Source organism: Bradyrhizobium sp. SZCCHNS1022, assembly GCF_032484835.1.
Taxonomy (GTDB): domain Bacteria; phylum Pseudomonadota; class Alphaproteobacteria; order Rhizobiales; family Xanthobacteraceae; genus Bradyrhizobium.
Map to the genome: position 1 here is coordinate 895,226 of NZ_JAUETT010000002.1, position 15,185 is coordinate 910,410.

Here is a 15,185-nt window from a genome sequence, read left to right on the forward strand (position 1 = left end):
GGCAAACGCGTAAGTTTTATTCTAGCACGCAACAACGCGCCCACGTTCGCATGTCGTTCAAAAAGACGAATATTCTCTTCTGCGGCGTCTTGGCGCGCCTGAACGGCCAGGAACAGCTATCTGCTCGCCCGAACTATTTTGTCCGGTCGTTCGGCCAGCGAGCATGACGCATGCGTGCAGACCGGCGAGCCACGGCCTTTATCGCGGAAACAGCGTCTGCGCGGTATTGGCGGTGCGAGGCCGCGGTGGCGGCAGCGCTGCACTTGGCGGACGCAGCGCATCCACCCGCGGCGAGGGTGCGATCGGCTTCGGCGGCTGCACCGCGGATATCCTCGCCATCTGACGCATCAGCTGGTCCTGACCGGCTTGCAACTGCTCCGCGGCTCTGGCCTGATCGCGGACGACCTGCTCCTGCCCCGCCTTGAGCTGCTCGATCCCGACCTGCAGCTCCGAGATGTCGCGCGCCAGCTTCTGGATCAACGGCATCAAGTCCCGATCGATCGAGGCCGTGGTGATATCGCCATGTTCCGCCGGCCCCTGCACGCCCGATGCAAATGAACCATTCTGCGGCGGCGCCGAGCCCAAATCCGTAGGCTGTACGGGAGGGGCAGGTGGGCGCGCGCTCGATGAAGTCAAATCGGAGGTGGAGACGTCGGCATCGTTTGTTGCCGCCGTCTTCAGAAAAGAGGGCATCCAACGCGCCATGACGGTCGTCATCGGATCCGCGTAATACCAAGCCAGCGCCGCAGTGCTCAGGCTGGCCACCATGAGAACGCCGATCGCGCCCCGCAAAGCCCTGCGGTGTAGCGATCGGCGCAAGCGTGTCGGCGGGACGCCTTTGCCGCCAGCCGGTTCGGTCGAACGAGGGGCTCCGGCTTGGGCCGCGATGTCCGCAAGCCGCTGATCGATCCGCGAGAGCACGTCACGCACGACGCGTTTATACACATCCGTGTAGGAATCCTTTTCTGGCGATAGACCGATCCCGCCCGGATCAAGCTCATTCGCGTTCGGCGTCGATTGCACTGGCATTCCTTTCAGTCCACTGCCCCTCCGGGACTCAAGGGCGCACGTCGGTTCCGAATCGTCCGACAAAACGGCGCGGCGCTTTGACCAAAGCAAGACTGTGGAGTGACAAGTACGAGGCGTTTTCGGACAGACTTACCTTCTGCACCGTCCACAAGGCGCGACAGGCACCCACCGAACTGGTCGAGGGCAGGGGGCGTCCTACGCAATCGCCCGCCCCGGAGCATCCGTCGGTTCGCATTTTAGGTTGTCAGGACATCCACACGTCACGGGCTTGTTGCGTCGCAGCGGTACGTAGTGACCGGCTTGGGGGCTCTAAGTTCAGGGACGACACAATGAGAGTTCGCAGGATGCGGGATCGGCCGGTTCATTCGCTTGCAAGTTCGATCCTTTGCCGGACTCGCCGTATTCTTCCGTTCGGCGGGACCGTTCTCGCGGCGGGGCTAGCTCTTCTCCAGACATCGGCGGCCGCGATTGCTGAACCGAACAACGCTCGGACCGCGACGCCGATCGAGCATCTGCTCGTCATCATCGGCGAAAACCAGAGCTTCGATCATGTTTTTGCCACCTATCGTGCACCTTCGGGCGATCATGTGTCGAACCTGCTGTCGAAGGGCATTGTCGATATAGACGGCCGGCCGGGTCACAACTTCGCGGCCGGTGCGCAATCGAGCGCTGTTGAGACGGGCACGTTCCAACTGGCGCCGGGAAGCAAACAAACCTACGCATTGCTGCCACCGCAAACCACGGGCAACTTGCCGCTAGGCGGAAGCGACACGGCGGGGCCGCCCTTTGCGACGGATGCCGGTGCGCTGGCATGGGAGACGATGTTCTATCACCAGTATGCGCCGCTGTTCGACCCGCACGACATGACCATCGGCGCAAATCCGTTTCCCAAATATGTGCCCGATGGGCGTATCGCCAACGTGAATGCCCTGCCGAACGGGCCCTTTCAGGTGACCGGCTTAACGCCCTACGATTTCTACATAGCCGATCCCAACCACGGCTTCTTTCCGGAGTGGCAACAGGCTGATTGCGACATAACCCATGCCACGGCAGAGAACCCGAGCGGCTGTCTCAATGATCTGTTCCCATGGGTTGAAGCGACCCGCAGTGCCAACGGCATTGGTAGCGGCGGCGTCGCGTTGGGCTTCTACAATGTCGCACGCGGTGACGCGCCATATTTTCACGCGCTTGCACGCGAGTATACGATGAGCGACAACTACCATCAGGCCATGCGTGGCCCATCGTCGCCCAACTGGAACTTTTTCGGTACTGCCGACGAAATCTACTTCAGCGATGGTCACGGCAATCCGGCAATTCCGGATGCCAGCCTGATCATGAATCCCAACCCCAAGCCTGGCGCGAACAATACGCCGATCTACGACGCGGGCACCTTCGTCAATTGTTCGGATCTGAATCAGCCCGGTGTGGCGACGATCCGGGCCTACATTGCTTCATTGCCATATCATCCTGATCCACATTGCGCACCGGGGACCTATTATCACGTTGCCAGCAGGCATCCGGGTTACTTTCCGGATGGAACGATCGATACGCTTGCCAACGCTTTGCCGCCCTCGAGCGTGCCCACGATCGGAGAAAAGCTCAGCCAGAAGGGCATTTCCTGGGCGTGGTATGCTGGTGGATATAATCGCTACGTAGCCGATCCCAATCATACGGCTTCTCCCGGCTATTGCGATAATTGCAATCCGTTTCAGTTCTCGACCGCGGTCATGTCGACGGCCGAGAGCCGCACGGCGCATCTGCGCGACGCAGAAGATCTCATCAGGGACATCCGCAGCGGCAAATTGCCGGAAGTCGCCTTCCTACGTTCGGAAGATGCTCCGAGTGGTCACCCGGACAGTTCCAAGCTCTCTTCCTTCGAAAACTACGCAAAGGTCTTTATCGAGGAGATCCAGGCGCAGCCGGAGCTTTGGGCTCACACCGCCATTCTCGTCACGTTCGACGAAGGCGGCGGCTTCTGGGACTCGGGATACGTCCAGCCCGTCGACTTTTTCGGGGATGGCGTCCGCGTCCCGGCGATTATCGTGTCACCTTACTCGCGTGGCGGTCACGTCGGGCACGTCTACTCCGATCATGCCTCCGTCGTGAAATTCATCGAGCGGAATTGGCGCCTCGGCACGCTGTCCTCGCGAAGCCGCGACAATCTTCCAAATCCGATCACCGGCCGTAATCCGTATATTCCCGTCAATGCGCCCGCGATCGGCGACTTGATGGACCTGTTTCGGTTCGGCCACGATGGTGAGGAAGCCCACCACAAGAACCGGCCTGATGGATGGGACCGCGACCGGGATTGACGCCGGTCGAGCCTTGGCGGCTGCTCATCCTATGCGGTGAGCAGTCCCGGCATGGTCGTTCGCGCACCGTCCAGGAAGGTCCGGATCGCGTCGCGCACGATCGCGTCCAGGTCGGATGGGATCGGTGTCTCGTAGATGAATCTGCGAATGGCGATATAGAAGATGCGTCCGTGCAGGCCCCAGAACATTTCGGTCTCGCGCTCGCTGAGATGGCGCTCCGTAATGTTTGGGAGTCCCAGATCGTGACGCAGTTCGATCGCGGCGGGCTCGATGATCTCGCGGCGGACAAGGTCGAGATAACGGCCGGTGATGCCGAACGATTTCATTCCCGAGAAGACGAAGATCCGGACCCAATTGTACTCGAACACGTGGGCGACATAGTCCAGGTAGAAGCGCGTGAGACGCGCCTCCAGCGGCAGCGCGCGATCGCGGATCAGCGGCGCCCAATCGGGCGACCAGCGGCTGAGATAGACCTCCTGGTAGACGCGCTCGATCAGCGCTTCTTTGCTCGGGAAGTGGCGATAGATCGCCGAATGCGTGATGCCCATGCGCTTGGCGAGCTCGCGAGTCTGGCCTTCGAAGCCGCGCTCGGCAAAGAAGCGGATCGCCTCGTGCACGATCAGCCGCTCACGGTCGGGAGCGCGCATGTTGCGGCGCTGCGGCACGGCCTTGGGGCCCGCCTTGGGGGCTGCCTTGGTCGTTCGCCGGACCGGTCGCTTCGCCTTCTTGTGCGCTTTTCTCGCCATTGACGTCGCTGTATCGCAATTCGCGGCGGACTTCATAGCGCAATCCACATTTGTGACCAAATGGTCAATTCTGGTTGACCCAGTCTCGTCGCCGTGCGAGGATTTTGAGACCAGATGGTTACAAATTTGGCAATCCCCGCTGGCGAGCGGAGGGATCGAGGAAACGGCAGTGAAGGCGAGGGCTTTCAGCTATTTTCGTGCTGAGACGATCGAACAAGCGCTGGACGCCCATGCGCGTGCCGGCGACGACGCGCGTTTCATCGCCGGCGGACAAAGCCTCGTGCCCGCGCTGTCGCTGCGGCTGCAGGCTCCGCGGCTTCTCATCGACATCACCCATATTGCCGAACTGCGCGGCGTCGAGCGTCAAGGCGACTTCTTGCGCATCGGCGCGCTCACGCGTCACTGCGAGATGCTGAGCGAGCCTCTGATCGGGCAGTTCGCTCCGCTGCTACGCGCTGCGGCGCCGTTCGTCGCCCATCCGGCGATCCGCAATCGTGGCACGATCGGCGGCAGCGTTGCGCTCGCCGATCCTGCCTCCGAATTTCCCGCGATAACCTTGGCGCTTGCGGCCGAGATCGAGATCGCCGGGCCGGCCGGCCGCCGGCGGGTGAGAGCCGACGATTTCTTCGTCGATCTGTTCGAGACGGCGCTTGGGCCGGGTGAATTGATCACCGCGATCCACGTCCCGGTGTTCAGGAGCAATCAACGGTTCGCCTTCGACGAGCTGGCGCGTCGGCGCGGCGACTATGCGCTGGTCGGGTGCGGTCTGCTCGCGAGTTGCGAAGGCGACCGCATCGACGACATCCGCATCGCCTTCTTCTCGGTCGGCAATGTGCCGACCCGGGCCAAGACAGTGGAAGCCACGCTGGCTGGAGCCACGCTCGATCCGGCGCGCGTCGCCGCGGCGCAGACGGCGCTGGAGGCGGACCTTGCCCCACCTGAAAGCGACGAGGTGCCGCCGGCGATGCGGCTGCATCTCGCCCGCGTGCTGCTTGGGCGCCTGCTCGGCCGTCTCGGGGAGGGGGCATGAGCGTGATCGGCGAAGACGGGTTGTCTGATGAGATCGACGAGACCTTCCGCGTCCGGCTCGTCGTCAACGGCCGCAAGGTGACCTGCGATGTTGCGCCGCGCGAGACCCTGGTCGACTGCCTTCGCAATCAGCTCGAACTGACGGGAACCCACGCCGGCTGCGAGATGGGGGCCTGCGGCGCTTGTCTCGTGCAACTCGACGGACGCGCGGTGCATTCCTGCCTGATGTTCGCGGTGCAGGCCGCTGGCGCGCGGGTCGATACCATCGAGGGCCTGTCGGAGAGCGGCGCGATCGGCGATCTCCAGGCTGAATTCCATCGCCGCAACGCGCTCCAGTGCGGCTTCTGCACGCCCGGCATGCTGATCAGCGCCCATGAACTGCTGTCGCAGGTGGCGCGGCCGAGCCGCACGGAGATCCGCGATGCGCTCTCGGGCAACTACTGCCGCTGCACCGGCTACGAGGCGATCGTGGACGCCATCGAGGCGGTGGCGACGGCACGCGCCTCCGCGTCCGGAGACGATGGAGGCGCAGCATGAGTGCGCAGCTGACCTCGCTCGATCGCCCCAATTCCTATATCGGCCGCTCGGTGCCGCGTCCCAACGCCAAGCGGCTGCTCGCCGGGCGCGGCCGCTATGTCAGCGACCTCACTCTGCCGCGTATGTTGCATGCCGCTTTCCTGCGCAGCCCGCATGCGCATGCAAAGGTCGTGTCCATCGATACCGAAGCCGCGCGGGCGCGCGAGGGCGTGCATCTCGTCGCGACCGGTGCTGATCTCGCCAAGATCTGCACGCCCTGGACCGGCACCTTGGATCACTTCAAGGGCATGACATCGGCGCCGCAACTGCCGCTGCCGCTGGATCGCGTGGTCTGGGCCGGGCAGGCGGTCGTCGCCGTGGTCGCTGAGAGCCGGGCGATTGCCGAGGATGCGCTCGAGTTGATCGAGGTCGATTACGAGGACCTGCCCGTCGTTGCCGATGTCGACAGCGCGCGCCAGATCGGCTCACCGTTGATCAATCCGGGTAGCGCCGGCAATGCCTGTTTCCGAAGCCAGCTCGATAGCGGCGGCGTCGATGATGCCTTTGCCGCCGCCGCTCATGTGGTGGAGGAGGAGTTCAGCTTCGGCCGCCATACCGCGGTGACGCTCGAGCCGCGCGCCATCGTCGCCGACTACGATCCCGGCGGCGAGATGCTCACGGTGCATCACGGCACCCAGACGCCGTACCAGTTTCAGGACCTCTATTCGCGCCATTATGGCATCCCGGAAGCCCGCGTCCGCGTCATCGCCACCGACATCGGCGGCTCCTTCGGGATGAAGCTGCACGTCTATCACGAGGACATGGCGGTGGTCGGCCTTTCGATCCTGCTGGGACGACCGGTCAAATACGTCGCCGACCGCATCGAGTCCTTCGTCTCGGATATCCATGCCCGCGATCATCGCGTGCGCGCCCGCATGGCGATCGACGCGAAGGGCGGCATCCTGGCAATAGATGTGCAGGACATCACCGCGATCGGGGCCTTCTCGACCTATCCGCGCACCAGCGTGGTCGAGGGAAACCAGGTGATCCGTCTGATCGGGGCGCCATATGGGTTGAAGGCCTATCGCGCCGCGCTGGAGGTGATCTTCCAGAACAAGGTCCAGACCAGCCAATACCGCGCCGTTGGTCACCCCATCGCCTGCGCCGTCACCGAACGGCTGGTCGACATCGCCGCGGCGCGCGTCGGCCTCGATCCCTTCGCCATCCGCGCGCAGAACGTGATCGCTGACGACGCCTATCCGCAGACATCGCCGACCGGCTACAGGTTCGAGGCGCTGTCGCATCAAGCCTGCCTGCGGCGGCTGCATGCGATGATGGACTACGACGCGTTGCGCGCCGAGCAGGCGGCCTTACGGGCACGCGGCGTCTATCGGGGCATCGGCATCGCGACCTTCGTCGAGATCACCAATCCAAGTCCCGCCTTCTATGGCGTCGGCGGCGCGCGCATTTCGTCGCAGGACGGCGCGATCGTCAGCCTGACACCATCGGGCGAGGTCCGCTGCCTGATCTCGGTCACGGAGCAGGGGCAGGGCACCGAGGCGATCATCAGCCAGATCGTGGCCGACCAGCTCGGGATCGCGCAGGAGCACGTCAAGGTCATCACGGGCGATACCGAGGTGACGCCGCATGGTGGCGCCACCTGGGCCTGCCGCGGCGCCGGCATCGGCGGCGAGACCGCGCTCCAGGCGACACGTGTGCTCAAGCGCAACATTCTGGAGATCGCCGCACTCATCCTGCAGGAGCAGCCAGCGGCGCTCGACATTATCGACGGGCAGGTGGTCGATGCCGGATCGCAGCAGCAACGGCTGCCGGTCTCGGAGATTGCCCGCATCGCCTACTTCCGGTCCGACACGCTGCCGCCGGGCACGCAGGCGCAGCTCACGGTCAGTCATCATTTTGCTCCGCAGGGCTATCCGTTCGCCTTCACCAATGGGATCCAGGGCTGCTCGCTGGAAGTCGACATCGAGACCGGCTTCATCAAGCTCCTGAAGCATTTCGTGGTTGAGGATTGCGGCCGCATCATCAACCCGATGCTGGTCGATGAGCAGCTGCGCGGCGGGGTGGTGCAGGGGCTCGGCGCGGCGCTGTTCGAGGAATGCCGCTACAGCGAGACCGGCCAGCTCCAGAACGGCTCGCTTGCCGACTATCTGGTGCCGATGGCCATGGAGATGCCCGATATCGAGATCGCGCATGTGGAGACACCGACGGAGGACACCGTGCTCGGCGCCAAGGGGTGCGGGGAAGCCGGCACCGCGGCGGCGTCAGCCTGCGTGCTCAACGCCGTCAACGATGCGCTCGCGCCGTTCGATGCCTCCGTCAACGCCATTCCGATCACGCCCACACGCGTCCTGAAGGCCCTCAAGCGATTCTAGAAAAAGCGATATCAGGGAGGAAACCATGCAGAAGTCCGGATCGAGATCGACCCGAATGAAGATATCCCGCCGCACCGCGCTGGCCGGGATGTCGGCCGGCCTTGCGACGTTGGCGATGCCGCGGCTCGGCCGTGCCGCCGATGACACCATCCGCATCGGCTTTCCGACCCCGCTGACCGGCCCATTCGCCGCCGAGGCGCGCGACCAGGTGAAATGCGCCGAGCTCGCGGTCAAGCTCGTCAACGACAAAGGCGGCATCGGTGGCCGCAAGGTCGAGCTCCTGGTGCGGGATGACAAGCTCAATGCCGGCGAAGCCGCCACCCGTACGCTCGAGCTGATCGAGAAGGACAAGGTGCATGCCATCGTCGGTGCGCTCTCCAGCGCCGTGCAGCTCGCGGTCAACGAGGTCACCCGTGCCCGCGGCGTGATCTACGTCTCGATCAGCCAGTCCGACACCATCAACGAGGCCAAGGACTTCAGCAAATACACCTTCCACGAAGCGCTCAATCCGCACATGACGACAGCGGCGGTGGCAGGGAAAACCCTGAAGAAGGGCATGAAGGTCGCGCACCTGGTGGCGGATTATGCCTATGGTCACGAGATGCTGCGCGGCTTCAAGCGTGCGCAGGCGGCGATCGGTGCCGACAGCGTCGGCGAAATCCTGCATCCGTTCGGTGCAGCCGACTACTCCACCTTCATGCCGCGCCTGATGTCGATGCGGCCGGATGTGCTCTGCATCAGCAATTTCGGCCGCGATCAGGCCAATGCGATCAAGCAGGCGGTTGATTTCGGCGTCAAGCAGCAGATGAAGATCGTGGTGCCCGTGATCCTGCACAACCAGCGGCTCGCGGTCGGTCCCGATGTCTTTGAAGGCGTGGTCGGCGGCGCCAACTACTATTGGGGCTTGGAGACGCAGAACAGATCGGCAGCGGATTTCAACGCCGCGTTCCGGGCCGCCAATGGCGGGGCGATCCCGACCGACTACGGCGCCTATGGCTACTCCGGAGTGGCCTCGCTGCTGCTCGCCATGCAGGCCGCCGGAGGCACCGACACCGACAAGGTGGTCGATGCCCTGGAGAAGCTGCAATACGATCTCACCAAGGGGCCGCAGCACTACCGCAAATGCGACCACCAGTCGGTGCAGTCGGTCCTGGTGTTGGAGTCCAAGAAGAAGTCCGCCATGGCGAACGACAACGATCTGTTCGCGATCCTCGCAAACGAGGCGGGCGCTGACGACATGCTGCGGAGCTGCAGCGAGCTCGGCCACGCCACCTAAGCCGCGCCGATGGACCTGTCGCTGATCATCATGCAGCTGCTCTCCGGGATCGCGCTTGGCGCGGTCCTGGTGATCACCGCACTTGGGCTAACGATCGTGTTCGGCATGCTCGGCGTGGTCAATTTCGCGCATGGCGCGTTGTTCATGATCGGAGCCTATGCGGGACTGTATATTGCCTCTCTCACCGGAAGTTTCTGGTGGGGGCTGTTGCTTGCTCCGATCCTGATCGGCGCTTTCGGCATGCTGATTGAGTTCGCCCTGATCCGCAGGCTTTACGGCCGCTCGACCGACGATCCGCTGTTGCTGACGTTCGGCCTCAGCTACGTTCTGGTCGAGGGCGTACGGATCGTGTTCGGCAGCGACGGCGTGCCGTTTCCGACCCCGTCGCAGCTTATCGGCGTGGTTGATCTCGGCATCGGCTTCTTCCCGCGCTACCGGCTTTTCGTCATCGTACTGGTCGCCATTGTCTTGCTCGTGCTCTGGCTGCTGTTGGAGAAGACCCGGGTCGGCTTGATCGTGCGCGCGGGCGCGCGCGATCCCACCATCATGCAGGTGCTCGGCGTCGACATTGGCCGGGTGTGGCTGGCGATCTTCGGACTCGGCGTCGCGCTGGCCGCCCTGGGCGGCGTGCTGGCCGGACCGATGCGTAGCGTCAACCCGGAGATGGGGGCCTTGGTGCTCGCGGAGGCGTTCGTGGTTACCGTGATCGGCGGGCTCGGCTCCATCGTCGGGGCGGTCGTCGCGGGCCTCATGGTCGGCATCTCCATCAGCATGGTGGCGCTGTTTGCGCCTGAAATGGCGACCATCGTCATGTTCGCGCTGATGGCCATCGTGCTGTTGATCCGCCCGCAGGGCCTGTTCGGCGTGAAGGGTAGGGCCGCATGACGTTCCGATCCGACGAAGCGATCGCCAAATCCGCGCCGGGCGGACTCGCTTGGCTGCTGGACCAGCGGGTGCTGCTCTCCATCGCGGTCCTTGCGGTGCTGCCATGGCTGCTGCCGTCCAAGGCCCTGGCCGTCAACGTCCTGATCTACGGCGTCGTGGTGATGGGCTACAATCTCCTGTTCGGCTACACCGGCCTGCTGTCGTTCGGCCAGGCCGCCTTTTTCGGTTCGGGCGCTTATCTTACGGGCATCGCGATCGGCCGTTATGGCATGCCGTGGTTTGCCGCCGTCGCGATCGCAGTTGCGCTGAGCACGGCTTTGGCCGCGGCGATCGGCATGGTGTCGACCCGAACCCGCGGCATCTACCTGTCCATGGTGACGCTCGCGCTTGCCCAGCTCGTGTATTACGTGGCGCTGCAGGCCTCCTGGATCACGGGCGGCGAGAACGGGTTGCGCGGCTTCACCGTCGATCACATCAACCTGTTCGGCCTTCAGATCAACTTCCTCGATCCCGTCAACAAATATTACGTTCTGATGGCGTTTGCCGCCGCGGCGATGTGGTTCCAGTCACGGATCCTGAACTCGCCGTTCGGCGCGGTCATCGAGGCGATCCGCGAGAACGAACAGCGGGCGCGGGCCTGCGGCTATAATGTCGAGCGCTGCAAGCTGATCGTGTTCATGCTGTCGGGGGCGATCTCCTCGCTCGGCGGCTGCATGCTGGCGCTGCATCTGTCGATCGTGCCGTTGGACATCCTGCACTACCAGACCTCGGGCATGATCGTGATGATGGTCCTCTTGGGCGGCGCGCGGAGCTTCTTCGGCCCCTTTGTCGGCGCTGCAACCTTCCTGATTTTGGAAGACGTCATGTCGCTGTGGACGTCGCATTGGCAGATCTTCGTCGGCGCGATCTTCGTCCTCTTCGTCCTGTTTCTGCCCAAGGGTATCTGGGGCACTTTGCTCGACACAATCTCGATCGCAAGGACACGCCGATGAGCGGCGAACTGCTTCGCGCGGAGGCGATCGGCAAACGCTTCGGCGGCTTTGTCGCCCTGCAGGATATCAGCGTGTCCTTCGCAGCCGGCCAGCTCACCTCGATCATCGGGCCGAACGGCGCCGGCAAGAGCACGTTCTTCAACATTCTCTCGGGCGCATTATCGCCGTCTTCGGGCAAGCTGCACTTCAAGGGACGCGAGTTGAGCGGGCTGGCGCAGCACCGCTTCGTGCACCAGGGCATCTCGCGGTCCTACCAGATCACGAACATATTCGCCGATCTCTCCGTGCATGAGAACGTGCGCGTGGCGGCCCAGGCGCTCAGCGTCAGCTATGACATCTGGCGCAATCGCACGCGATTGCCGGAGCTGAATACCCGCGCCGATGCCGCCCTCGAGGCGGTCGGCCTGCTCAGCAAGCGCTGGGTGCAGGCGAAATTCCTCTCGCACGGCCAGCAGAGAGCCCTGGAGATCGCGATCGCGCTGGTCTCCGAACCGGAGCTTCTCTTGCTCGACGAGCCGACGGCGGGCATGGGGCCGGAGGAGACCAAGGACATGGTTGCGCTCCTGGAGCGGCTCGCCGAGCGGCGGACCGTGCTTCTGGTCGAACACAAGATGAAGATGGTGCTCGGCCTCAGCAAGCGCGTCGTGGTGCTGCATCATGGCCGGCTGCTTGCGGACGGCACGCCTGACGAGATCAGGAGCAATCCGGAAGTTCGCCGCGTCTACCTTGGACAGAGTGAAGGCTATGGCTGAGACTCCATTGCTTCAGATCGAGGATCTTCACGCCTGGTACGGAGCCAGCCATATCTTGCACGGCATATCCCTGCACGTGAACCAGGGCGAGGTGGTAGCCCTCGTCGGTCGCAACGGCGCGGGCAAGACCACCACGTTGCGGGCGGTGATGGGATTGATTCCGAGGGCGACGGGTCGCGTGCGCTTTGGGGGGAGGGAGCTGCTGCCGCTGCGCGCCCATCAGCGCTTTCATCTCGGGCTTGCCTATGTCCCGGAGGAGCGACGGATCGTCCCTGGCCTCTCGGTGCGTGAGAACCTGCGGCTGGGTCTCGTCGCGGCCGCAGGAGACATCGATGAGCGCCACGCGATCGATACGGTGGCCGAGACGTTTCCGCGCCTGAAGGAGCGCCTCGATCAGGAAGGCGTGACACTGTCCGGCGGCGAGCAGCAGATGCTGGCGATTGCCCGCGCGCTGATCGCAGACCCCAGGATGATTCTGCTCGACGAGCCGTCGGAAGGCATCATGCCCGTGCTGGTCGAAGAAATGGGCGTGCTGCTCCGCCGACTGCGCGACCAGGGCAAGACGCTGCTCCTGGTCGAGCAGAACGTCGAATGGGCGCTACGCCTTGCAGACCGCGCCGTCATCATCGACCAGGGCGAGGTCGTTCACGAGAGCAGCGCTGCAGCATTGCTTGCAGACAAGGACATCCAAGAACGATATTGCGCAGTCTGATCGCGATCCGGCCGGGGCCAGTCATCGAGCTCCTTGTCCGATCCGGCACATAGGCAGCCGAAAGAGCACCGAAGCAGCCGCAATCGCAAATCCCGAAAAGTTGCCGCCGAAGGAGGTGCGGAGGACACGCCAAGCCCGATGTCGTCTCTCGCTGCATCGGAGTCAGCGCGGCGGAAACGGGTAGGCCGTTCAGGCACGTTCTTCCGCTTCCATCGGAGTCGATGCTGGTTCGATCGGAGTCAACTGGCCGCGATGACGCTTCCTTCGGAGTCGCTCTGGCCCCGGCTGCCGCCTGAGAGGAGGGTAGCTTTGGGCCCAGAGCGGTCATTCTGAGAGATGTGCATGTCAGAGAAGGGCCGTCTGCGGACACATGCATCGCAAAAATAGGCGGGCTGAGAGCGTTCTCATAATAGCCAGCGTAACAATACCATCCGAGTGGGCAAACTCTACGGATTAACGGTTAAAGCCCCGGCGTGAAAGCCGGGGCTTTGCCAACACGCTATATGCCGGAGAGATCAGTACCGCGCGACCACTGCCGCCGGATTGAAGAGATAGCTCGCGCGCAGGACGACGGTGCTCATGTTCGTTTTGACGTCCTGCGAATAGAACGTCGGTGCGCCGGGAGCGCCTGCCACGGTCGAGACCGTCGCATTCGAGTGGTTCTTGGTGTCGAAGCTGTAGTAGTCGTACTCCACGCCGAACACCCAATTGCGCATCCACTTGTACTCGACGCCGACGCCTGCGGTCCAACCATTGTGCCAAGCCGAGCTGTCCGAGAAGTGTTGCAACGTCGCCGGTAGCGGGAAGAAGTCCTCGGCATGTGTCTTGATGTGACCGGCCGCATAACCGCCCTTGCCATATAGCAGCCAGTCGTTCGTCGGTGCGAAGCCGGCTCGTCCGACGATGGTGGCATATTGGTCGATCTTCGAATTCAGGCGAGTGTTCTGACCTGCAAACACCGGATCCACAATAATGCCCGTGCTGTTCTTGACGCCGGATCCGGAGTACGTGCCTTCAATGCCGAGCACGAAGCGATCCCATTGCCAATTGTAGCCGGCCTGGATACCGCCGACGACATTGGCATCACCCCACCCGGTCGAGCGAGAAAGCCCCGGAAGCAGGAAGTGATCGCCAGTCACGGGGATGCCGGTGAAGGTCGTATCGGCCCAGCCAGCACCGACGTTGCCGCCGATGTAGAAGCCCTGCCAACCCGGCACCACGGGCGGAGCCACCATCGGCCTCGCCTTGACGGCCATGTCCGCCGCAGACGCGGTTCCGATGATTGTAATCGAGAGAAGCGAAGCGGCGAACGCAAGTCCAATTTGTTTCTTCATGGCCCCCACCCAATGCATCGAAATATTTGATAACAAAAGATTAGCGAGACGACGCGTGCATGGCCACGCGGGAACCCTCGCCCGACGTAGATTCCGGTTGGCTTTTCGCGCCTCAGTTGCATGAACGCCACATAAATAGGCGAGCACTGTTGTCGTATTGTATCCATATGCACTTAGTTGCGCATATTTCAGTTCCAAGGTCGGAACTATGACTCACCCGAAGCTGCCCGACTCATTCACGCAACGAAAAAGCCCCGGGAAAACTCCCCGGGGGCTTTCGTTCATCGATTCGCGGCCGCTGAAGCTCAGTAGCGCGCGATGAGCGGCGCGTCGAACTTGTAGCTCGCGCGCACGACGGCCCACTGAATGTCGCGCGGCTTGGCATCGAAGGTGTAGTTACCCGAGGCGCCGCCGAGCTGATAGGTCTGGCTGCCGAAGGCAGCGTAGTTGTATTCGAGGCCGACGATCCAGTTGCGGGTGATGCCGTATTCCCAGCCGGCGCCGACGCGGCGGAAAAGGGTAGGCCGTTCAGGCACGTTGTTCCGCTTCCATCGGAGTCGATGCTGGTTCGATCGGAGTCGGCTGGCCGCGATGACGCTTCCTTCGGAGTCGCTCTGGCCCGAGCGGCATCCGAGGAGGGCGCTCCAATTGACGTGGAGGAGGCGATCCGGGCTTTCCGGGGACAAAAATGGCGGACTGTGTGCGAGAAATTGAGCGCCGGTTAGGTCGCGACGTTCCGGAAACGTTCGTGGCGGATGTCAGACAAGCAACGGCATTGGCGTTCGATGCCGAACTGAAGCCTGTCGAAGGAATCCATGGAGCCATAGGCGCTGTCGCCGAGAAGCCGGCTTGGATAAAGCTCAAACTTTTCGAGTGAACGCTCAATCATGCGCTTGGCGGCCAAAACTTCTGCCTGCCGGATCGCCGTGGTCGCTTCGACATCGACGATGATCGCATTCTCGACGTCGACCAGATAGTTCGTCGAGTAGGCGGAGAAGGCTTGGCCGCCGTGCGCTCCCGTCGAGCGCGCCGCCGGGTCGGAGGGCGACACAAACTTGGGCGTGACCTCCGTCGAAGCGGAAAGACTCAGGTCGAACGAGAAACGACAGCCCGACGTGAACTGCCGCATATGCGATTCGCATAATGTATATTATGGAATATATTTATGTATAAGCAGATCAGGATCTTAGGGCAAAAACCTGAGCCCGA

Annotated in this window: 13 protein-coding genes and 1 pseudogene; 9 read left to right on the top strand and 5 right to left on the bottom strand. The window is 63.0% G+C overall.

The genetic code is table 11. The features are described from left to right. Positions 1 to 198: 198 nt before the first annotated feature. Entirely contained in the window at positions 199 to 1,029 is an 831-nt protein-coding gene (locus tag QX071_RS17700) for a hypothetical protein (protein WP_315703914.1), read from the bottom strand. Between the two features lie 344 nt (positions 1,030 to 1,373). Between QX071_RS17700 and QX071_RS17705 the strand changes: the two genes are divergently transcribed. Then, a complete protein-coding gene (locus QX071_RS17705) occupies positions 1,374 to 3,341 on the top strand; it encodes an alkaline phosphatase family protein (RefSeq protein ID WP_315703915.1) in 1,968 nt (655 codons plus the stop codon). 29 nt (positions 3,342 to 3,370) lie between these two features. Here QX071_RS17705 and QX071_RS17710 read toward each other — a convergent pair whose 3' ends face one another. Continuing rightward, positions 3,371 to 3,988 (bottom strand): helix-turn-helix domain-containing protein, encoded by a 618-nt coding sequence (locus tag QX071_RS17710; RefSeq protein WP_315704286.1) that lies wholly within the window; start codon positions 3,986 to 3,988, stop codon positions 3,371 to 3,373. Between the two features lie 268 nt (positions 3,989 to 4,256). Between QX071_RS17710 and QX071_RS17715 the strand changes: the two genes are divergently transcribed. Genes QX071_RS17715 through QX071_RS17750 form a run of 8 tightly spaced genes read left to right on the top strand, consistent with a single transcriptional unit; the run spans position 4,257 to position 12,642 of the window. Next, complete coding sequence (locus QX071_RS17715; RefSeq protein WP_315703916.1) at positions 4,257 to 5,117, top strand: xanthine dehydrogenase family protein subunit M; 861 nt, start codon at positions 4,257 to 4,259, stop codon at positions 5,115 to 5,117. Next, entirely contained in the window at positions 5,114 to 5,653 is a 540-nt protein-coding gene (locus QX071_RS17720; RefSeq protein WP_315703917.1) for a (2Fe-2S)-binding protein, read from the top strand. Before QX071_RS17715 ends, QX071_RS17720 begins: the two co-directional genes overlap by 4 nt. Next, positions 5,650 to 8,025, top strand: a complete 2,376-nt coding sequence (locus tag QX071_RS17725; protein ID WP_315703918.1) for a xanthine dehydrogenase family protein molybdopterin-binding subunit — start codon at positions 5,650 to 5,652, stop codon at positions 8,023 to 8,025. The genes QX071_RS17720 and QX071_RS17725 overlap by 4 nt, the downstream gene beginning before the upstream one ends. A gap of 25 nt (positions 8,026 to 8,050) precedes the next feature. Next, positions 8,051 to 9,301, top strand: a complete 1,251-nt coding sequence (locus QX071_RS17730) for an ABC transporter substrate-binding protein (RefSeq protein ID WP_315703919.1) — start codon at positions 8,051 to 8,053, stop codon at positions 9,299 to 9,301. 9 nt (positions 9,302 to 9,310) lie between these two features. Next, a complete protein-coding gene (locus QX071_RS17735; RefSeq protein WP_315703920.1) occupies positions 9,311 to 10,186 on the top strand; it encodes a branched-chain amino acid ABC transporter permease in 876 nt (291 codons plus the stop codon). Next, the gene (locus tag QX071_RS17740; protein WP_315703921.1) at positions 10,183 to 11,178 is read left to right on the top strand and encodes a branched-chain amino acid ABC transporter permease; all 996 of its coding nucleotides are present in this window, start codon (positions 10,183 to 10,185) and stop codon (positions 11,176 to 11,178) included. The genes QX071_RS17735 and QX071_RS17740 overlap by 4 nt, the downstream gene beginning before the upstream one ends. After that, a complete protein-coding gene (locus QX071_RS17745) occupies positions 11,175 to 11,930 on the top strand; it encodes an ABC transporter ATP-binding protein (protein ID WP_315703922.1) in 756 nt (251 codons plus the stop codon). Before QX071_RS17740 ends, QX071_RS17745 begins: the two co-directional genes overlap by 4 nt. Further along, positions 11,923 to 12,642 (top strand): ABC transporter ATP-binding protein, encoded by a 720-nt coding sequence (locus tag QX071_RS17750; RefSeq protein WP_315703923.1) that lies wholly within the window; start codon positions 11,923 to 11,925, stop codon positions 12,640 to 12,642. Before QX071_RS17745 ends, QX071_RS17750 begins: the two co-directional genes overlap by 8 nt. 515 nt (positions 12,643 to 13,157) lie before the next feature. On the opposite strand, the gene QX071_RS17755 is transcribed toward QX071_RS17750, so the two are convergent. The 3 genes and pseudogenes from QX071_RS17755 to QX071_RS17765 form a co-directional block, all read right to left on the bottom strand. Then, complete coding sequence (locus QX071_RS17755; protein WP_315704287.1) at positions 13,158 to 13,976, bottom strand: outer membrane protein; 819 nt, start codon at positions 13,974 to 13,976, stop codon at positions 13,158 to 13,160. 305 nt (positions 13,977 to 14,281) lie between these two features. Beyond that, a complete protein-coding gene (locus tag QX071_RS17760; RefSeq protein WP_409977495.1) occupies positions 14,282 to 14,512 on the bottom strand; it encodes an outer membrane protein in 231 nt (76 codons plus the stop codon). A 281-nt stretch (positions 14,513 to 14,793) separates the two neighbouring features. Beyond that, positions 14,794 to 15,048, bottom strand: a pseudogene (locus QX071_RS17765) (IS5/IS1182 family transposase); the annotation flags it as partial. Between the last annotated feature and the right edge of the window lie 137 nt (positions 15,049 to 15,185).